The organism is Synechococcus sp. CCAP 1479/9 (assembly GCF_019038535.1).
In the GTDB taxonomy this organism is placed as follows: Bacteria; Cyanobacteriota; Cyanobacteriia; order PCC-6307; family Cyanobiaceae; genus Cyanobium.
Genome location: NZ_JAFKRK010000045.1, coordinates 137,549 through 156,445 on the forward strand (window position 1 = coordinate 137,549; position 18,897 = coordinate 156,445).

Consider the following 18,897-nt stretch of genomic DNA (forward strand, 5'->3'; position numbering starts at 1 on the left):
CGCGTTTGTCTCAGCAGTGGCGCGATATTCCTTCAGCCATCCTGGCCAAAGACTCGCCTACATGGCTCAGTGTATTCTTGAATCCGGTGCTGGGACAAGTCGGCTATTTAGGGAAGCGGGCAACCCTACCGGCCTGAAATGGCGGGACGAAATGGCCGACATCTCTAGCCCTCTTACCCTCATTACCCCTACCGAGCCGCAGGGCGTGCGCTGGTGCTCATGGTCGAATCCCCAAGGTGCCATTGACGGGTATCGGCGCTTTATTCAACGAGATCGTTACCAAGGGTGGGAAGCCTTCGGGCATGACCCTGAAGCCTATATTCGGCATATCGCCAGTCGTGGCTACGCCACAGACCCGAATTACATAATCAAAGTCAAGAACCTGTTTCCTCAGGCGCGTTTACTACTGGAGACAGCTTTGAACCAGCCCATTTCTGCGGATGGATCAACGAGCCAAGTCGACCAAATTCTTATTGACCTTTCTTCTAGCAATGAGCTGATCGTTTATGCCAAGGCGGGTGATTTCACCATCAGTTCCCTAAAAAGTGCTGCGAAAGTCGAAGTGTCCCACTTTCTTAGCCGACACAGCACGGCACTACGAATAAAGGCCAGTCCAGCCGTCAAAGTGATCGCTGAGCAAGATCTGCAGATGCTTACGACCTCGAATTCTGACGCAAGATGGCTTCAATTCTGGCAGTGCCCTGATGGGAAGGTTGTTCTGCTCGGGATGGTGAACGGCACGCCGGTGAGTGCTGTTAAATCTGAGGAGATAGATGTTTTCTTGAAATTCCTATCGAGCCACCCTGGGGCAAGCACCGTCCAGGGAGCGAACCTTGGCTCTTCTCTGGATTGGAACCAGTTTGGCCACACAGCTACCGTCCCTGATCCTGATCCTGATCATGGTCACGATGATCACCCCAGCCACGATGATGGTCACAGTTCAAGCAGTGCGTCGCTGCGGCCGCGCATCCAATGGGTCGATGGCTGCCGAAACTTCAGTTCCCGCAATGGTAAACCTATTGATGCGATCGTTCTGCACTACACCACGAGCCGCAGCGTGGATGGAGCCATCTCTTGGTTTAAGACCTCTACCGGGGACAAAGCAGTCTCGGCACATTACATCGTAGGACTTGATGGTGTCATCTTCCAGCTCGTCAAGGATAGTGACAAGGCCTGGCATTGCTACGGCTTTAACACGTCCTCAATTGGCATTGAACATGTAGCGCAGGCAGGCGACAGACTCACCCCAGAACAAGAGCAGGCCTCATCAGCTCTTCTTCGGTGGCTGATTGCCGAGTACAGAATCTCCCCTGAGCGCATCTACGGCCATCGATGGAATCCCGCCGAGCCGGGGGGGACTCCTTGTCCAGGCTCTCTCTGGCGAACCCCGGAGGAACTCAAGAATTGGGTAAAGACTGTTGTTCTGAGCGGGTCAGTAGCAATCGTTCCTGCAAGAAAGGCACTTCAACATTCAGCTACCTTAGCTCGTCCACCAGTTCTTTCTGACGGTTTTGATCCTCGTGGCTCAGAAGAAGCCGGCATGATTGGGCCCAAGAAATCTGCGCCTATGCAGCCAGGTGACTCTTACTTGCTCGTTAATGATCGCGATCAAGATATGGAAGCTTATGACCATACTGGCGCGCTTCTTTGGAAGGTGCCGTGCCTGGCTCGTGGACAGGGAGTGGATAATCAGTGGACTCAACGCAATTCCGACACGCCTCCTGGTCTGTACAAGTTAGGCAAGGTGTATCGGGATTACGAGAAGAATTCAAATCCACCTTGTACTGACATCGCCATGGGTTATGGCTGGTACAGCTTTGACATGATTGAGCTTGAGAACCAGGAAGCATCAAATAACAGGGCAGGAATAATGCTCCACGGTGGTGGTTCCGCTTGCGGTTGGCCAGGCGCCTGGTCTCCGAATCAGAATCTCTTTCCGACACTCGGCTGCATACGCCTAAAAAACATCGACCTACGCGACAAAGTGCTTCCACTTTACGAGAAGGGAACCGTTTATATCGGAGTGTTTCAGGAGGCTTGATCAACAAGAGAGATCACTCCCGCTTAGCCATGTTAACCCCCACCTAATGCCTCACAAGTACTAGTCAATTTCGTACTTCGTTGCCCTTCAATTGTGTGACGCCTAGCAATACCTCACTCCTTAACGAAGTTAATTGTTAACTCCTGCCCGACTCTGGGATCGGAGAGCAAGCGTCATCGAGCGGCAACAGCCTGGACTGGACACTATGCCAAGGCGCCGGCAAATTGTCCACGGCTCTGCAGTGGGCTCTGCACTGTCGTTGGGCGTTGAGACGCTGCCCCTGTTAGACGGAAAAACTACCCAATTCGACTCGCTACGGACTACGAGCTTTAGCCTCCCTCTTTCGGTTCGGGCTCGACGAGTGAGCGGAACCTTGTCCCTCACTCGGCCTCGCCTGCTTACAGGCCTGGCTGTCCTTTCCAACCAAGTTGTTCATGCCTGCAGCTGACCAAGCCGCTGCTGGGGGGTGAGGGCACCCAGGGCCATGTCGTACCTGCGGCTGTTTTAGATCCGCAAGTATGCAGGCAGCAGCTCATTGCCAGTCGCTGAGTTTCTGTATGGCATCACGTAGGCCCAATCCACCCGCAGGGTCTACCTGAATTGCTCGGCCTTATGCGCCGCAAGGGTTTATTGGCGATCTACCAGATTACGCGAACCATGGTCCCCGACGATCCATCGCAGCGATTCCCCTGCCTTGACTGCTTGATCTCAAGATGGTCAATGCCGTCTACCAGGTGTCGGTGACAGACATCACCTAAATCCCTCTGCAGAGAGGCTTTCTCTACTTGGTGGTGGTCGTTGATCTTTACTCCAGGCATGTACTTTGCTGGAAGCTCTCCAACAGCCTTGACACGCAGTTCTGCGTGGATGCGTAGGAGATGGCACTGCCAGGTGGCCGTAAGCCAGAGATCTCCCATCCTGACCAGGAATGCTAGTTTACCGCCACGGACTTTGTGGCCAGCCTACAGGCCGGGAAGACCAGGATCAGCTGTGCTGCCAGAATGCGCTGCCACGAAACCATCCTGAGGGAGAGGTTGTCGCGCACAGTCAAGTACGAGGAGATCTACTAATCCGCTACAGCGATGGCTGGGAAGCGGAGTTCAGTCAGGCCCGCTTCTTCAGGAGCTACGGCCATGTAAGACCCCACAGCGCACTGGGAGATCAAACTCCCAATGAGGTCTACACTGGGACCAAAATCTGTCCTTCCCGTCCGGGGATAACGATGACACGGATCAGATCTGTCCAATAAAGACAATCCACCTCAGGCCCACGTGCAACCAAATGCTACCGGCATCTTTGCCAGCGATCGGCTTGTAGAGAGTTCCCTCAGGTCTAACCGTGCAGTGTATTCTGGGCCCTATCAATGGGAACAGGCGACCTTGCTATGTACCATCTTCACTGAGACTAGGTGGCATTCGAGGTTGCCGCTATCTCCTTGATGGTGTCCCCAGTCAATTAGATTTCCTCCTGCTGGAGCGGCTCCCAATGCAGGGAGTCGCTGAAATCTGCGATTACCGGTTCCAGGGCATCCAGCCAGGTTCCGGCACGACCCTGGAAGCCGAGCAACACCTCACGGGGGCCGACGGACCAGCTGCTGGCCCTGCCGCCGTTGGACGGCCTGCCGCCAATGAGGCGTTGCCCGCCGCTGCTGATGAATTCGAGCTGGTCTACCCCGGTGCCGGTGTTGGAGTTCAGGGTGATGATCTGCTCATGGTTGTCGAGGTCGAGCTCCAGGCTGCCACGGTCGTCGCCGCCGCTGCCGCTTGCAGGATGTGCTTCCGTCCACTGCCGCGGCAGGGAGCCGGCGCTGAGCGCATCCGGTTCCTGCACGTAGGTGAGACGGATCTGATTGATGAGCTTGCCAGCGTTCAGCGCCACTGCGGCAAGGCGACGACGACGCGAAATTGCCTTGAAGCGATCCGAGAAGGCAAAGGGCTTGCCGCCATCACCGCCCAGATGGTTGCCAAGGATGAGCCTTGGTGACAAGCGCGGGCTGCCGATGCGCTGGCCAGTGAGCGCGGGTTCCTGCAGGGGGGTTGAGGCGGAGCGGGCGAAGGCGGCGGTCAGGGCCTCGATAGATGCCAGGTCGGCCTGTATCTGATCCGCGTTGCTTTGCAGGGATGGATCAGGTGTCTGGCCGTAGAGCCTGTAGGTGCCCTCCACCCAGCGACACTGATTAGCGATCTGCTGCAGGCATTGTTGACGGTGTAGGAGCCCGGATTTGGATGGCTGGGCCGGATCGCCGACGAACAGGTGGCGATTGCGGACTACGGGTTCGAAAAGCTCACGCAGCTCCTCAATCTCCTCATAGCCGCGACAATCGATCGCCAGCGGCACGGGGCTTTCGATCTGCAGGCTGCCAAAAGCGCTGATGAAATCCAGCAACTGCTCCGGATTACGAAGCACAGGCTGGGGCACCCCCAGCACCTGGAACTTGATGTTGACGTTCAAGCCGGAGCTGCTGCTGATCTGGCTGAGCTTCTGGCCAAAATCGGGCGTGAGCGGAATGCCTTGAACCGGCAGGATCGCCTGAACGCTCTGGGCGAGAGCATCCGCCTCCTGTTGAGACTGGGCATAGATGGTGAACACCCCCTGCACCTCAGCGCCCCGAAGCACGCCCCGCACCCAGCTATCTCCATGCAGCTTCACAAACTTATCCAGCTCCCCCGGATCGCGGGGGGGCTCCTGATCGGCGCGCAGCCGCGGTTCTTGCACCTCAAATCCATTCAATACGCGCCAGGCCTGAAGGACCAGCGACAGGCTGAAGCTGGTCGTGTGAAGCGAGTCTTGAAAGGTGCGCCGCAGCCCGACCAGGGGCAGCTGCCCCTGGCCGGCCGACAGCCCGACCTGTCCCTCCAGGGTACGGCTTAGTTTAGTGGTGGAGCGACAGAGCTGCACATTGGTGCTGCTGCCCACGGGAGCCGCAGCCATCGCCACGGCCTCGCCCTCCAGGGCCCGTTGCCGGTCGAGATTCGGCTCCAGGATGCTATTGCGTCCGATCAGCAACATTCTTTCGGGTAAGCTTGAGGCAATGGAGGCCTGAACCATGGCGGGCGGCAGCAAGGTCAAACTTCTGGTCAGCCAAACCTAAACCCTGTACCCGAGGTCGTCACTGGAGTGCGGCTTGGAGGAGTTGCGAGACCTGCGGCCGATACCTCGCTAAAGCCGTCCACTTCCGTCACTAGGTGGCTGCTGAAAAAAACACAAGCCCAGCCGCGGGAGAATGGCCCAACGGCACTGAGCGGATGTGCGTCCAGCAGGAGCGAACCGGTCCGCTGTTCTCCTACGCTTCCACTGAGGAGCGGATCCCCAGGACCCATCCTCTCCGGCAGGTGAGGCGGCTGGCAGATCAGGCCCTGGATCGGCTCAATCCCACCTTCTGCAGGCTCTACCCCGAGGGCGGCAGGCCCTCGATCCCGCCGGAGCAGCAGCTGCTGGCCCTGCTGCTGCAGGCGATCTACGGCATCCGCTCGGAGCGGATGCTGATCGAGCAGCTGGATTACAACCTTCTGTTCAGCTGGTTTGTCGGGCTCAATCCCGATGACCCGGTCTGGCACCCCACTTCATTCACCAAGAACCGCGATCGGCTGCTCAACGAGGAGCTCATGGCCAGATTTCTGGAGCTGCTGATGGCCTCGCCGGAGGTCAAGCCGCTGCTGAGCTCGGAGCACTTCTCGGTCGATGGCACCCTGCTGCGGGCCTGGGCGTCACATGGCTCGCTGGAGCGGATCGATGGGTCCGACGACGATCCGCCAACGCCCAGTAGCGGCAATGGCTTTGGCTCGTCTCCCGCCAAGGGGAAGAAACGAGCCAAAGGCGACTTCCGCGGTCTGCGGCTCTCCAATCAGACCCACCGCTCCAGCAGTGATGGCGAGGCCCGGCTGTTCCGCAAGTCGAACAGCACCGGGGCCTACCTCAGTTATCTGGGCCACTGCCTCATGGAGAACCGCCATGGTCTGGTGGTGGCCAGTGAGGTGACTCCCGCGGACGGCTACGGCGAGCGTGCAGCGGCGGTGCGCATGGCGCGTTCGCTCCGCGGGGCGCACCAAAAGACGCTGGCCGCCGACAAGGGCTACGACACCAGGGATTTCGTGGCCGACATTCGCTTTGCCGGCATCACGCCCCACGTGGCGCAGAACATCCAGGCCCGCCGTCGCTCCGCCATCGACGGCCGCACCGCTCGCCATCAGGGCTACGGCAAGTCGATCCATACCAGGAAGCGGATCGAGCAGGTATTCGGCTGGATCAAGCAGGCCGCCGGGCTGCGGCAACTCAAGGCCGGGGACGATCCAGGGTGGGAGCGGTGTTCCGGTTGCATGTGGTGGCCTACAACCTGATCCGTCTGGCCAACCTGCTCTGCTCACGGGAGGCCATGACATGAAACGGGTGGCAAGGGGCGATCGGGGTCGATTCAGTGCTCCGCGAGAGGAACAGAAGCCAACAGGAATCACCCGATCGGCCGATCGGACTCCCCCCATGGCGCAGACCATCAGCGGCGGAAGCGTTAGGAGTGCGGCAGTGCTCGGTTCGGCGGCAATTTCAGCAGCCTCCTAGGCCCTTTATCGCGGTGGCGGGGGTGCGTGATTTGTCCAATTCCTGTAAGGAAGGCCTGGCCAACGGTCGGGGGGCCTCCAATGGCCCCCCTGCCACGGCGTCAGAGCAGCAACAACGAGGTTCTGATCACCACTTCTTGTAGGGCAGGAACTTTCCGCACATGGTGACTTTGACCCGGTTGCCGGCTGGATCCTCCACTTTGTCCACCTCCATGGTGAAGTCGATGGCGCTCATGATGCCATCACCGAACTTTTCCTGGATCACATCTTTGAGTGGCAGGCCGTACACCTGCATGATTTCATAGAAGCGATAAATCAATGGATCGGTCGGAACCTCCGGATCCAGGCAGCCCTTCACGGGCGGGACTGTCAGCTCGTTGGCCAGGTTTGGATCCAGATCCAAGGCCGTCAGAAGTTTCTTCGCCTCCTCTGGAGAGGCCGTGGCCTGTCCGTACAGCAAGCTGGCGATCCAGACCTCATCGCGCTGGAGAAGTGTTTCCAGCTCGGCGAAGCTCACGCTCTTATGGCGCTTGGCGCTCAGCAGAGTTTGGCTGAGAGGGGTCAGTGGGCTCATGGCGCGATGCGGATGGGCGGAATGGGGCGACCAGGGGGTGGAGGCCCGACAGAGGTTAGCCGTGCTTTCCCACCTGGTCGCCCCATCGCCCCGGCCAGGGTGCTGGCCGGCTGGTGCCTGAGATCCACGCCGCCGACTCAGCCGTTGCCGACCCTGGCTTGAACGCCCAAATCCATCAGGTGCCGTTGTCCTTCATCAGGCCCTGGGTCATCTGATCGATCTTCGCGCCATCCTTGGCCCGCTCCTGTGTGTCTCCTTTCTTCTCTGTCTGGCCGCCCTCATCTGTCACAGAACCAATGGCGGACTGAAGCTTGCTGTCTGTCTCCTGTGTTGAGGCGGGAACGCTCTCTGTTTTGGCTCCAAGCAGTGTCTGCGGTGAAGCGATTGGATTCGAAAGGGCCATCACTGGAGATGGGATCAACAGAGAAGCCATCAACAAGGCCAACGAAAGGAAAGACATCAATAAGGTTTTCATCGCAACTCTCATGGGATGGGCTACTCAACCGTACAGCCGATCCCTGGTGCTGCGGAATGAACTGCAGCGATCATGCATCGTGAACATCATCGTTTCCATTTATTGCATCAACGCTGATACGCATGTCTGGGCACTCTCCTTGCCCATTCCGTCACGTTTCCCGGTACCTCTGGCCCGCCTTTCCACCCGCCACCACGGCGGCTGGCCGCTGCGCTTGCCGCCAGCGGCGTCGCACCGCGATCACCTGGCTGCCAGCCTGGAGAGAGCCCCGGATGATGCTGCTTGCTCCCCGACCCCGCCACCCTTCGGCCCGTCCCCAGCACAGCTGCGGTGAGCGGGGTGCTCGAAACCCTCGCCTTCTTTCGCGATCCGGATTTCGCCCGCTCCCGTTTCGAGCGTTACGGCGATGTCTACGAAACCAGTCTGCTGGGGCAGCGCACCGTGTTCATCCGTGGTGGGCCGGCCATTGCCGACCTGTTCGCCCAGGCTGACGCGGTCGAGGGCTGGTGGCCAGAAAGCGTGAGGCAGCTGCTGGGGCTGCTGTCGCTGGCCAACCGCAACGGCGCCGACCACAAGGCGCGCCGTCGGGTGGTGGGCCAGCTGTTCGCCGCCGCCGCCCTGAGGCGCTACAGCCCGGCGATCGTGGCGTTGGTGGAGGGCCTCAACCAGGAGCTGGTAGCTGCGCCAGCGCCCGTGGCTCTGGTGCCCCGGTTGCGGCGCTTCGCCTTTGCCGTGATCGCCACCACGGTGCTCGGGCTCGACGGCGCCGACCGCGACGCCCTGTTCGAGGATTTCGAAATCTGTTGCCGGGGCCTGTTCTCCTTTCCGCTCGCCCTGCCCGGCAGCCCTTTCGCCCGCGCCCGCCAGGCCCGACAGCGTCTGTTGCGGCGGCTCGGCGCCGTGCTTCAGAAGGCCCAGGCCGCCTCGGCCTCCGGAGCTCCCCTTGCCGCTGGCGGCCTCGATCTGCTGGCCGGCGGCCTGGATGAAGCCGGCCTCCCCCTGGCCGACGACGACGTGGCGGAGCAGCTGCTCCTGCTGCTGTTCGCCGGCTACGAAACCACCGCCTCCGCGCTCAGTTGCCTGCTGCTCACCCTGCTGCAGCATCCCCCGGAGTTGGCCTGGCTGCTGGAGGAGCTCGACGGCCTGGCCTGGCCCCCCGCCGAGGGGGACGCGGTGAACGCCTATGACGCCCTGCGGGCACCGCGGCTGGATGCGGTGGTGAAGGAGGTGATGCGGCTGACCCCGCCGGTGGGTGGCTTCTTTCGCCGCACCCTTGAGCCCATTGCCTTGGCGGGTGTGCTGGTGCCGGCCGATCGCGTGGTGCAGGTGAGCATCACCGCCAGCCATCGCCATGGCGCAGACCCGGAGGATCTGGCGGCGTTTCGGCCCCAGCGGCATCTGGGGGGAGCCGAACCCGTGACCCTGCTGCCCTACGGCGGCGGTGAGCGGGTCTGCCTGGGCAAGGCGCTGGCGGAGCTGGAGATCCGTCTGCTGGCGGTGGGGCTGCTCAAGCAACTGAGCCTCGCCCTGGAGCCGGACCAGGACCTGACGCTGCTGGTCATTCCCAGCCCCACCCCGAAGGATGGCCTGCGGGTGCGCCCATGCCGCCGTAGCAACCCGGCCGATACCTAGATCGTCAGTCCCCGAACCTCTTGTCCAGCCATTGCGTCACCACGTAGACACCGATGAACATCGGAAGGTAGGCGATCCACATGTTGGGAAGATTCAGCTCTGAGTTGTTGATCAGAACAAGACCCAGATAGCTGATGACGCCATAGATGGATGCCCTGCGCAGTGGCCCGACGATCTGTTTCAAGTCGGAATCCAGCGTTGAATTCACCTTACGCCGCCACGCAGGCGCAAACGCCCGTCTGGGCCGCCGCGATGCGGCACCAGGCGATCGAGCCGCAGCTGATGGTCGGCGCTGGTGAGCCGTGCGTAGGCCAGGCCCACGACGCCGAACACCCCCAGCGCCGTCGCCGACGCGATCATGAACAGGATCACGATCTGGTAGCGAACCGCCGCCGCCGGTGCCGCCCCCTGGAGGATCTGGCCGGTCATCATCCCGGGCAGGCTCACCAGGCCCATCACCATCATCGAGTTGATCGTCGGGATCATCGCCACGCGGATCGCCTCGCGCACCACCGCCTGGCAGGCCTCCCAGCGGGTCGCCCCCAGGGCCAGATCCGTTTCGACCTGATCGCGACCGCTGCGCAGGCCGTCCATGAAACGATCGAGTCCCAGGGAGATGCCGTTGAGCGTGTTGCCCAGCACCATCCCCAGCAGGGGAATCAGATACTGGGGGTTGTACCAGGGCTGGGGCCGGATCAGCCCCGACACCGCCAGGCCCGTGATCAGCGCCGAGGAGGCCATCACCGACAGCAGGCTGTTGAGGTAAATGCCGGCAAAGCGGTGCCGGGTGCGCTGGACGGCGGACACGCCGGCGATCATCGCCATGGCCGCCCCCACCAGCAGGATCAGGGGCGCCTGGTCCTGGTGGAACAGCCACTCGAGCACGAACCCCACCAGCAGCAGCTGCACCACCATCCGCACGGAGGCCACCAGCAGGCTGCGGCCCAGGCCCAGGCGCAGCGCCGCCGACAGCCCCACGTTCACCAGGATCAGCAGGCCGGACAGGGCCAGGCGCCCGTCACTGATCGTCAGGGCGCCGGCGCTCGAGGGGGTCATCGCTGCAGCTCCAGGGTGCGGGTGGCGAAGCGTTCGATCTGGTCGCCGTCATGGCTGATCAGCACACAGGCGCGCGGACCGGCGGCGAGCCAGTCGGTCAGCAGGGCCTCGACGGCGGCGGTGGTGGTGGCTCCGTCGAGGGAGGCGGTGGGTTCATCCAGCAGCAGCACGGTGGGATCGAACTGGAGGGCCCGCAGCAGGGCCAGCAACTGCAGCTCACCGCCGGACAGCCGCTCGGCGTCGTAATCCAGGAACGAGGCATCGCGCCCCAGGGCCGCCAGCCAGCCGGTGATGCGCTCGTAGCTCCAGCCACCCCGCCCGCGCCGCTCCCGGAACCGCCAGGGCGCGCGAAGATTCGCCGCCACGGTTCCGCCACCGGCGACGGGCCGCTGGGCCAGATACAGCACCATGGCCCGCCAGCGCGGCAGACCCCAGGCCGCCGGCGCACGCCCGAGCAGGTGAAACGTTCCCGCCTCGGGGGGGTCGAGCAGGGCCAGGGTGCGCAGCAGCAAGGTTTTCCCAGCCCCCGAGGGCGCCACCAGCCCCAGGCGATCACCGCCCGCCAGCGCGAGATCCAGCTGGCTCCAGAGCAGCCGATCCCCCAGTCGCCGCTCGAGGCCGGCGGCGCTCAGCAGCTGGGGGCGGTCCAAGGGTGAGGGATGGCTGGGCACCCCTCACTCTGACCCCGTCACGCACCGGCCGGCGCCGATTGGCAGCTGGTCCCTTTGGAGGCCAGCCACAGTTCCACGGTGCCCTGGGGGACGGAGCGTGCGTACCTCCATGTGCTCAGGTCGATGGGAGAAATGCCGGGCTTTGTATTGCCGGTTCCGGCAAGAAGGGCGCGGACCGACGACGACGTTGGTTTGAGGGCGCTGATCTGGGCGATCAGCTTCTCGGCCAGTTCGTTGTCGGCCTTGTGGAAGAAACGAACGGAATTGAATGGACCGCAGCTGCTCGATGACGGTTCCACGAAGCGCACACCAGAGACGATGTACCAGCGCTTGGCGGAGAGCTGGACCAGGATGGGTTTCAGTTGCTCGGCGATGGAAGGATTGTCCAGATGGACGGTGACGACGGCCAGACTTGGTTCGGTGTAGGCACTTTTGGCCCGAGCCGTTTCGAGCCTGACGGCATTGAGCTGGTTGACCACCCTGGCCTGGGCCAGGGAGCCCGCCACCAGCCGGGGATCGACGATCGGGTCCTGGGCCAGCTGGGAGACGCTGACCGACTGTTCGCCATTGCTGTCCTTGCCTTCCACCTGCTTGCGCAGCGCGTCGATCGCCAGCGCCCCGGCTTCCCCGCAATCGGCTTGGATGTCAGCAGCCGGCGTCAGATCCTGGCCACCAAGCTTCAGATTGAGATTGAAAACCTGTTGCTGGTAGTAGTCATTGCAGGCTTCGCCGGAACTCTGAACCAGACGATTCAACACCCTCGCGGCCTGGTCGACACCATGGTTGAACTGGGTCTGGGTGGCGGAGGCATGGCGGGAATTGTTGTTCTGGGCATTGATCGACTCTTCCCCGGATGACCCCTCGATCAGCAGGATTGAGATGCGGGCGAGCAGTAACTTGTCCCTCGGTGCCTTATCTTTCCCCGGCTCCGTGTTGAGCATGTGCTCGATGGCCAGCAGGGAGATGTCTCTGCCAAGTTGCTTTGATGTGAGTTTATCGGTGAGATCACCAACCAGTCCCGCCGTGCGTGATTGCTGCGACAGCTTGTTGACTTCGTTGGAGGTGATCGTGGCGACAATCAAGCCGATGGTGCCGGCGATGGCGGCGATGCCTGAGACGATATTGTTGAATGTTCGGCCCCGTTCGGAATCTGCCATTCGCGTTGTCTGAAGCCATCATCTGGGGCCCAGTCTCAGTGGCACGTCAGAGCGCGCCGGAGGGGTCCCACATTTCTTATTGGTGTGCAAGGTGGCATTCCCTGGGCACCTATCGATGTCACGATGGTTTCTGCCACCACTGGATTGGGATGGGCCCATCGGTCGAGCGTCGCCAGCCGATCCGGACGGTGCGGCTGAGCCACCGGGGCGGGATGCTCCATGCGGAGGAACGGCGGGGCTGGCATCGCCATTGGCGGGAGCCCTATCGCTTCATGCTGGCCATTCCCTGGCCGGGCTTTCTGCTCAGCATCGCCGCCAGCTATCTGCTGCTCAATCTTGCCTTCACGCTGCTCTATGCGCTGGATCTCGATGGCATCGGCGGGGCCCCCGATGGCCAGCGCCTCTCCGTGCTGGATGCCTTCTTCTTCAGCGTCCAGACCCTGGGCTCGATCGGTTACGGCGTGCTCCATCCCAGCAGCCTCTGGGTGAATCTGGTGGTCACGGTGGAGGCCTTCTTCGGGCTGCTGTTCATCGCCGTCACCACCGGCCTGGCCTTTGCCCGCTTCTCCCGCAGCCGGGCCCGCCTGCGCTTCAGCCGCGTGGCCACGATCGAACCCTGGCAGGGGCACCCCACCCTCACCTTCCGGGTGGCCAACGTGCGCCAGAACAGCCTGGTGGATGGGCGGATCCGGGCCTCCCTGGCCATGAACGAGGAGAGCGGCGGCCGTCGGATGCGCCGCCTCGTGTCCCTGCCGCTGGTGCGGGATCAGTCGATCAGCTTCCAGCTGATGTGGACCGTGATGCACCGCGTCGATCACGACAGCCCCCTCTTCGGTCTCAGCCGGGAGGAGCTGGAGCGGCGCCAGGCTGAAATTCTCGTGGCCTTCCAGGGACTCGACGAGATCCTGCTGGCACCAGTTCACTTTCGCTGCAGCTACGGGGCGGCCGATCTGCGGCTGGGGGAGCAGTTCCGCGACATGGTGCAGATCGACGGCCCCGACAGCGTGTTCCTCGATTTCAGTTGCTTCGATGTGACCGATCCCCAGGATCCGCCGCCGCTCCCACCAGCTCCCGGCCATGGGGAAGGAGATAGTCGATCGCCGGACCCACCGGCACAACACCCGTGGGGTTGATCATGGTGTGGCTCTGGTAATAGTGGCGCTTGATGTGCACCATGTTCACGGTGTTCGCCACCCCCGGCACCTGGTAGAGATCGCGGGTGTAGGCGAACAGGTGGGGGTAGTCCACCAGCCGTTTCAGGTTGCACTTGAAGTGCCCCACATAAACCGGATCAAAGCGCAGCAGGGTGGTGAACAGGCGCCAGTCCGCTTCGGTGATCGCCGATCCCAGCAGATAGCGCCGGCCGGCCAGGTGCCCCTCCAGCCAGTCGAGCGTGGCGAACAGGGGACCCAGCGCCTCCTCGTACGCCTCCTGGGTGGTGGCGAAACCGCAGCGGTACACCCCGTTGTTCACCGTTGCGTAGATCCGTTCGTTCAGCCGGTCGATCTCCTCGCGCAGCCCCATGGGATAGACGTCCCCCTCCCGGGCACCCAGGTGATCGAAGGCGCTGTTGAACATCCGCAGGATCTCGGAGGATTCATTGCTCACGATCGTGCGCCGTTGCCGGTCCCAGAGCACCGGCACGGTGACCCGGCCGGAGTAGTGGGGATCGGCCACGGTGTACAGCTGGTGCAGGGCTTCGGCGCCTTCGTTGGGATCCGGCACCACCCCCTCCGCCGCCTGGAAGGTCCAGCCCCGCTCGCCCATGAGCCAGTGCACGACGGAGAGTGGGATCAGGTCCTCCAGCCCCTTGAGGGCGCGCAGGATCAGGGTGCGGTGGGCCCAGGGGCAGGCCAGTGACACATAGAGGTGGTAGCGGCCGGCTTTGGCGGCAAAGCCGGCCTCGCCACTCGGACCGGCCGATCCATCCGGGGTGATCCAGTTGCGGAAGGCCGCCCGCGAGCGCTCGAAGCGGCCGGCGCTGCTGCCGGTGTCATACCACTGGTCCCTCCAGACCCCGTCCACCAGCAGGCCCATCACGGTCGCCATGACGCCCGCGGACCCTAACGGGCCTCCTGCGCCACCTGTTCACCCGGCGGACCCTGGGTGCTACGGCGGAGAATCGCCCCCATCGTGGAGGGATGAGCGGCGCCGATCCCTGGATGCCATGGCCGGTTTGAACCGACGCGGCCCCCTCCGCCGGATCGCCCTGCTCCTCAGCGGGATCCTGCTGGCTGGGTTGCTCTCAGGGGTGCTGGCGGGCCTGCCCCTGCTGTCGCCAGCGGCGAACGCTCAGGACCAGCCGGAGGAACTGCGGGGGGTGTGGCTCACCGCCAACGACATGCCCGTGCTGCGGGACCGCGGCCGGATGCAGGCCGCCGTGGATCAGCTGGCGGAGCTGGGCTTCAACCGGCTCTATCCGGTGGTCTGGAACGGCGGCTTCGCCTACTACCCCAGCCGGGTGAGCGAGGCGCGCCAGCTGCAGGACTTCACCTTCCGCGGCCTGCAGGGCCAGGACATCCTGGCCGAGCTGATCAGCGCCGGCCGCAACCGAGGGGTCAAGGTGATCCCCTGGTTCGAGTTCGGCTTCATGGCGCCACCGGAGTCGCCGCTGGCGCAGCGGCACCGCAGCTGGCTCACCCAGACCCGCGACGGGGGGCTCACCTCCACCAGTGCCGCCGGCCGGGTGGTGTGGCTCAATCCCTTCCGGCCGGAGGTGCAGCAGCTGATCACCGACCTGGTGCTGGAGGTGGTGAACGACTGGGGCGCCGATGGCATCCAGTTCGACGACCACATGAGCCTGCCGCGGGAGTTCGGCTACGACCCCTTCACCAGGGCGCTCTACCGCAAGGACACCGGCAAGGATCCACCGGCCAACCCCGAGGATCCGGCCTGGGTGAAGTGGCGGGCCGACCGCATCACCGCCTTTCTCGACCAGCTGGCCCGGGCGGTGCGGGCCGCCCGCCCCGGCGCCCTGATCTCGATCTCCCCCAACTACTACGACTTCGCCTACAAGCTGCAGCTGCAGGACTGGCGCCAGTGGGTGCGGCGCGGCATCGCCGATGAGCTGCTGGTGCAGATCTACCGGCCCGATCTCGAGAGCTATCTCCCCCACCTCAGCCGGCCCGAGGTCCAGGAGGCCCGCCAGCGCATCCCCACCGCCATCGCCGTGATGAGCGGCCAGCGCAACCGCCCCACCCCATGGGCCTTGTTGGCTCAGAAGGTGGCCGCCAACCGGGCCCGGGGCCTGGGGGTGGCCTTCTTCTACTTCGAGAGCCTGTGGAGCCTGGGCCCCGAGCCGCCCGCCGAGCGCATCGCCGGGCTGGCGCAGATGCTGGGCCCCCGTTGGCAGGTGCCTGGCGACCCCGGGGTTCGCGGACGTTCACCGCCGTCCCTGCCGCCTCCTCTTTAGCGAACGCCGGGAGCTGACGTTGACACTCCCCAACGCCCCACTACCAAGGAAAGAAGCTCCCGCCTTCCCTCCATGCCCGAGCCGGCCGCCGACCTGCCCCTGGCCGTCCCGATCCAGCAGCGGCTCCTGGAGCTGTCCCCCGCGAAGGACACGGAAGCCGAGGAGCTGCGGCAGAACCTCTCCGCCCTGGTGGCCCTCGACCGGGTGCTGTGGCTGGGGGGTGATGAGGGACGCAGCCTCTACCGGTTGGACCGCCTCGGCGATCACCACTACGGCAACCTCAGCGCCGTGAAGCTCAGGGATTTCGGTCTCGCCGGTGGCAAGGACGACGGCGAATCGGACCTCGAGGGGCTGGCCCGTGACGGCGATCGCCTCTGGATGGTGGGCTCCCATTCCCTGCGGCGCCGCAAGTACGACGCCAAGGCAGGCCCCCTGAAGCTCCACGACAGGCAGAGCCGCAACGCCCATGTGCTCGGCTGCCTGCGGCTGGATGGGGAGGGCCGGCCGGTGGCAGGGCAGCGGCTGGCCTTCGATGCCGCCGAGGGCCGCGATGCCCTCACCCAGGCGCTGGCGGCTGATCGGCGGATCGCCCCGTTTCTGGCGATCCCCAGCAAGGACAACGGACTCGATATCGAAGGCATCGCCGCCCGGGGCGAGCGGGTGCTGGTGGGGTTGCGCGGACCGGTCCTGCGGGGCATCGCCCTGGTGCTCGACCTCCGCCTGGGTGGCCTCGATGGCGACGGCCCCAGCCTCAGCCTGGAGGCCCATCGCTGCCGCTACCTGTCGCTCAGCGGCCTGGCGGTGCGGGATCTGGCCGTGGTCCCCGGCAGCGACGACGTGCTGGTGCTGGCCGGGCCGACGATGGACCTAGCCGGCCCCTGCTACCTGCACCGCTGGCGCAACGCCCTTGGCCCGCAGGGTTCACCCCCGAAGGACGGCGTCACCCTGGAGACCACGGAGCCCCTGCTGTGGATCCGGGATGGCCGCCCCGGTCGCCCCGGCCAGGGCAGCGACAAACCGGAGGGCCTGGATGTGCAGCGCCATGGCGACCAGCTGCTGGCCTGGGTCGCCTACGACGATCCGGTGGCCGCCAGGATTGGAGCCAAGGGAACCAGTACCCGCCTGGATGGCTATGGGCTGCCGGACTGACGTCAGCCCTGATCCACCCCCCCCAACGCCCGTCCTGCCATGCCCATCGATCCAGCCCTGCTGCGTGCCTTCTGGTTTCCGGTGCTGCCGCTCGATCAGCTGGGGCCGGGGCCGGTGGCGGCGGACCTGCTGGGGGAGCCGCTGGTGCTCTGGCGGGGAGCCGACGGGGAGCCCCACGCCGCCCCGGATCGCTGTCCGCACCGCTCAGCGCGGCTTTCGGGCGGCAGCCTCAGCGCCGACGGCAATCTGCAGTGCCCGTACCACGGCTGGGAGTTCGCCGCTGACGGCACCTGCCGGGCGATTCCCCAGCAACCGGAGCGGCCGGTCCCCGAGGCCTGCCGGCTGCGCACCTACCTCGCCCAGGCCCGCTACGGGCGGGTGTGGGTGTGCCTGGAGGCGCAGCCGCGCCTGCCGCTGCCCTGCTTCCCCGAGGAGCACGATCCGGCCCATCGGCGCATCGACGGCTTCTGGGAGCTCTGGGAGGTCTCCCCCTTCCGGGTGATCGAGAACGGCCTCGACAACTTCCACCACTACTTCGTGCACCGCGGTCTGCTGGAGGCCACCACGGCCCGGCCCGATCCGATCGAGGGGCCGATCGCGGACACCGCCGACGGCTTCCGCTTCCGCATCCCTCTGCAGGTGCACAACAACACCGTGCTGCAGGACACCCTCGACACCGATGCCGGCACGTTGACGGTGCAGCGCCAGGTGAGCTGGATCGCACCGCTCGGTCTCAGCCTGGAGCTGGAGTGGCCCAACGGCCTGCGCCAGCGCATCGTGCTCCATGCGGTGCCCACCGGTTCCGGCACCACCCGGATCAGTCGCTTCTATTTCCGCAACGACAGCGAGGAGCAGGTGCCGGCCGCCGCCATGGTGCGCTTCGAGCGGGGGCTGATCGACCAGGACCGGGCGATCCTCACCGCCATGGCCGGCGCCCTCGAACCCTGGCCCACTGGCGAACATCTGATCGAGGCCGACCAGCCCATCGCCCTGATGCGCCAGCGGCTGCGGGAGCTGCTTCAGCCGCGCTGAAGCAGCAGGTCGCGGGGGTGGGGCTTGGCCCCGAAGGCGATCGGAGTGCCGGTGATCGCCTCCAGGTAACGGAAGAAGCGGTACACCGGGGCGTCGTTGATGCTGGCGTTGCCGACCGGGATGCGGCCGCCCCCCAGCACGGCCGCCTGGCTTTCGATGAAGGGCCGGTCCTCGTCGTTGTTGTGGTTGGAGAGATCCCGCAGTGCCTTGAGGGCGGGTCCGTTCTCCAGCAGGGAGCGCCAGCGCCCGCCGGCGTAAAGGGTGCCGCGCAGGGTGGTGCTGCCCCGGTCGTCCGGCACGAACAGCACCGCCAGGTGCAGGCCCTCATCGAGCTTGTTCAGCCAGAGGTTGGGCGCACAGCCCACCTTCCAGTAGGCCTGCAGGTTGTCGCGGTACTGGCTGTAGGTGACCAGCACCGAGCGTTCGTCGTCGTCGCAGACCATGTGCAGGCCGCTGAGGGTCTCCTGGCCCAGCCAGCGCCGCAGCTGGTGCACCGTGCGGGCGATGGCGTGCACGTGGAAGCCGTGGGTGTGGTCGATGCCGCTGGTGAGCACCAGGCCCCAAGGGCCCACCGGGTAGCGGTAGTGGAACAACGGCAGGGCATCGGTGCGGGCGGCATCCAGCAGCTCGCGCCCGAATTCCGCCGGCAGCCGTGCCCCCTCCAGGGCGGCCTCCACCTCAGGCGTCTGCCAGGCGGCGGGGTCGCCGGCGGCGAACAGGCTCCGCCCCGCCGGCAGCCAGAGGAATTCCCCCCACTCCCGCACCGGCAGGGACACCAGGTGCTCGGCCCCGCCGGCCTCGCCGTGGAGGGTGCGCACGCAGCGTCCGTCCTGATCGAACTCCTGGTAGTGGTAGGGGCAGCGCACGAGCGAACCCTTCACCGTCGGCGGCGTGCCCGCGCAGGAGAAGGACACCAGCCGGTGGGGGCAGGCATCGATGTGGGCCGACACCCGCCCGTCGGCGCCCCGCACCAGCAGCAGCGGCAGGCCGAACGCTCGGACACTCAGGGCCGACTCCCGGGCCAGTTCGCCGCTGGCGAGGATCGGCCAGGCCACCAGGCGCTCCGACAGCCAGGGCTGTTCGAGATCGAGATACGGTCCCACCCGATCCAACCATCGGCCTCCAGCCTAGGAAGCGAAGGGCGC

At 64.5% G+C, this 18,897-nt stretch carries 15 protein-coding genes and 2 pseudogenes; 8 read left to right on the top strand and 9 right to left on the bottom strand.

Annotation, left to right across the window (positions count from 1 at the left end; translation table 11 throughout):
* Positions 1-61: 61 nt before the first annotated feature.
* A complete protein-coding gene (locus KUG38_RS16355) occupies positions 62-2,041 on the top strand; it encodes an N-acetylmuramoyl-L-alanine amidase (protein ID WP_286196165.1) in 1,980 nt (659 codons plus the stop codon).
* A 731-nt stretch (positions 2,042-2,772) separates the two neighbouring features.
* A pseudogene (locus KUG38_RS17280) lies at positions 2,773-2,913 on the top strand (DDE-type integrase/transposase/recombinase); the annotation flags it as partial.
* 583 nt (positions 2,914-3,496) lie between these two features.
* Here KUG38_RS17280 and KUG38_RS16360 read toward each other — a convergent pair.
* The gene (locus tag KUG38_RS16360; RefSeq protein ID WP_216923441.1) at positions 3,497-5,104 is read right to left on the bottom strand and encodes a jacalin-like lectin; all 1,608 of its coding nucleotides are present in this window, start codon (positions 5,102-5,104) and stop codon (positions 3,497-3,499) included.
* Between the two features lie 182 nt (positions 5,105-5,286).
* Between KUG38_RS16360 and KUG38_RS16365 the strand changes: the two are divergent.
* A pseudogene (locus KUG38_RS16365) lies at positions 5,287-6,422 on the top strand (IS5 family transposase).
* Between the two features lie 299 nt (positions 6,423-6,721).
* Here KUG38_RS16365 and cynS read toward each other — a convergent pair.
* Both cynS and KUG38_RS16375 read right to left on the bottom strand, forming a co-directional pair.
* Positions 6,722-7,168, bottom strand: a complete 447-nt coding sequence (gene cynS, locus KUG38_RS16370) for a cyanase (RefSeq protein ID WP_216923442.1) — start codon at positions 7,166-7,168, stop codon at positions 6,722-6,724.
* 175 nt (positions 7,169-7,343) lie between these two features.
* Positions 7,344-7,643, bottom strand: coding sequence for a hypothetical protein (locus KUG38_RS16375; RefSeq protein ID WP_216923443.1), 300 nt, complete (start codon positions 7,641-7,643; stop codon positions 7,344-7,346).
* Positions 7,644-7,925: 282 nt separating this feature from the next.
* Here KUG38_RS16375 and KUG38_RS16380 point away from each other — a divergent pair, with 282 nt between their 5' ends.
* Entirely contained in the window at positions 7,926-9,275 is a 1,350-nt protein-coding gene (locus tag KUG38_RS16380; protein ID WP_286196147.1) for a cytochrome P450, read from the top strand.
* A gap of 4 nt (positions 9,276-9,279) precedes the next feature.
* Here KUG38_RS16380 and KUG38_RS16385 read toward each other — a convergent pair whose 3' ends face one another.
* Genes KUG38_RS16385 through KUG38_RS16400 form a run of 4 tightly spaced genes read right to left on the bottom strand, consistent with a single transcriptional unit; the run spans position 9,280 to position 12,159 of the window.
* Positions 9,280-9,459 (bottom strand): hypothetical protein, encoded by a 180-nt coding sequence (locus KUG38_RS16385; protein ID WP_216923444.1) that lies wholly within the window; start codon positions 9,457-9,459, stop codon positions 9,280-9,282.
* Between the two features lie 20 nt (positions 9,460-9,479).
* Positions 9,480-10,331, bottom strand: coding sequence for an ABC transporter permease (locus KUG38_RS16390; protein ID WP_216923445.1), 852 nt, complete (start codon positions 10,329-10,331; stop codon positions 9,480-9,482).
* A complete protein-coding gene (locus tag KUG38_RS16395; RefSeq protein ID WP_216923446.1) occupies positions 10,328-10,981 on the bottom strand; it encodes an ABC transporter ATP-binding protein in 654 nt (217 codons plus the stop codon). Before KUG38_RS16395 ends, KUG38_RS16390 begins: the two co-directional genes overlap by 4 nt.
* A gap of 38 nt (positions 10,982-11,019) precedes the next feature.
* Positions 11,020-12,159, bottom strand: a complete 1,140-nt coding sequence (locus KUG38_RS16400; protein ID WP_216923447.1) for a hypothetical protein — start codon at positions 12,157-12,159, stop codon at positions 11,020-11,022.
* A gap of 149 nt (positions 12,160-12,308) precedes the next feature.
* Here KUG38_RS16400 and KUG38_RS16405 point away from each other — a divergent pair, with 149 nt between their 5' ends.
* Positions 12,309-13,292: an ion channel gene (locus tag KUG38_RS16405; RefSeq protein WP_216923449.1), complete on the top strand. Its 984-nt coding sequence runs from the start codon at positions 12,309-12,311 to the stop codon at positions 13,290-13,292.
* On the opposite strand, the gene KUG38_RS16410 is transcribed toward KUG38_RS16405, so the two are convergent.
* On the bottom strand, positions 13,177-14,196 hold the full coding sequence (locus tag KUG38_RS16410) for a glutathione S-transferase family protein (RefSeq protein WP_216923451.1): 1,020 nt from the start codon (positions 14,194-14,196) through the stop codon (positions 13,177-13,179). The two genes, KUG38_RS16405 and KUG38_RS16410, sit on opposite strands and share 116 nt — an antisense overlap.
* A 130-nt stretch (positions 14,197-14,326) precedes the next feature.
* Between KUG38_RS16410 and KUG38_RS16415 the strand changes: the two genes are divergently transcribed.
* The 3 genes from KUG38_RS16415 (at position 14,327) to KUG38_RS16425 (ending at position 17,752) form a co-directional block, all read left to right on the top strand.
* A complete protein-coding gene (locus tag KUG38_RS16415) occupies positions 14,327-15,571 on the top strand; it encodes a glycoside hydrolase family 10-like protein (RefSeq protein ID WP_216923453.1) in 1,245 nt (414 codons plus the stop codon).
* Between the two features lie 72 nt (positions 15,572-15,643).
* The gene (locus tag KUG38_RS16420) at positions 15,644-16,720 is read left to right on the top strand and encodes a DUF3616 domain-containing protein (protein WP_216923455.1); all 1,077 of its coding nucleotides are present in this window, start codon (positions 15,644-15,646) and stop codon (positions 16,718-16,720) included.
* 39 nt (positions 16,721-16,759) lie between these two features.
* Positions 16,760-17,752 (top strand): Rieske 2Fe-2S domain-containing protein, encoded by a 993-nt coding sequence (locus tag KUG38_RS16425; RefSeq protein ID WP_216923458.1) that lies wholly within the window; start codon positions 16,760-16,762, stop codon positions 17,750-17,752.
* Here the strand turns inward: KUG38_RS16425 and KUG38_RS16430 are convergent.
* Positions 17,740-18,855 carry a Rieske 2Fe-2S domain-containing protein gene (locus tag KUG38_RS16430; RefSeq protein WP_216923460.1) on the bottom strand — a complete coding sequence of 372 codons (1,116 nt, stop codon included), beginning with the start codon at positions 18,853-18,855 and terminating at the stop codon, positions 17,740-17,742. The genes KUG38_RS16425 and KUG38_RS16430 overlap by 13 nt on opposite strands.
* Positions 18,856-18,897 lie beyond the last annotated feature (42 nt).

Bases quoted from the DNA above. Each gene is read 5' to 3' on its own strand.
- KUG38_RS16355 (WP_286196165.1), top strand. From the start codon at position 62: ATGGCTCAGTGTATTCTTGAATCCGGTGCTGGGACAAGTCGGCTATTT.
- cynS (WP_216923442.1), bottom strand. From the start codon at position 7,168: ATGAGCCCACTGACCCCTCTCAGCCAAACTCTGCTGAGCGCCAAGCGC.
- KUG38_RS16375 (WP_216923443.1), bottom strand. From the start codon at position 7,643: ATGAAAACCTTATTGATGTCTTTCCTTTCGTTGGCCTTGTTGATGGCT.
- KUG38_RS16390 (WP_216923445.1), bottom strand. From the start codon at position 10,331: ATGACCCCCTCGAGCGCCGGCGCCCTGACGATCAGTGACGGGCGCCTG.
- KUG38_RS16400 (WP_216923447.1), bottom strand. From the start codon at position 12,159: ATGGCAGATTCCGAACGGGGCCGAACATTCAACAATATCGTCTCAGGC.
- KUG38_RS16405 (WP_216923449.1), top strand. From the start codon at position 12,309: ATGGGCCCATCGGTCGAGCGTCGCCAGCCGATCCGGACGGTGCGGCTG.
- KUG38_RS16410 (WP_216923451.1), bottom strand. From the start codon at position 14,196: ATGGGCCTGCTGGTGGACGGGGTCTGGAGGGACCAGTGGTATGACACC.
- KUG38_RS16415 (WP_216923453.1), top strand. From the start codon at position 14,327: ATGGCCGGTTTGAACCGACGCGGCCCCCTCCGCCGGATCGCCCTGCTC.
- KUG38_RS16420 (WP_216923455.1), top strand. From the start codon at position 15,644: ATGCCCGAGCCGGCCGCCGACCTGCCCCTGGCCGTCCCGATCCAGCAG.
- KUG38_RS16425 (WP_216923458.1), top strand. From the start codon at position 16,760: ATGCCCATCGATCCAGCCCTGCTGCGTGCCTTCTGGTTTCCGGTGCTG.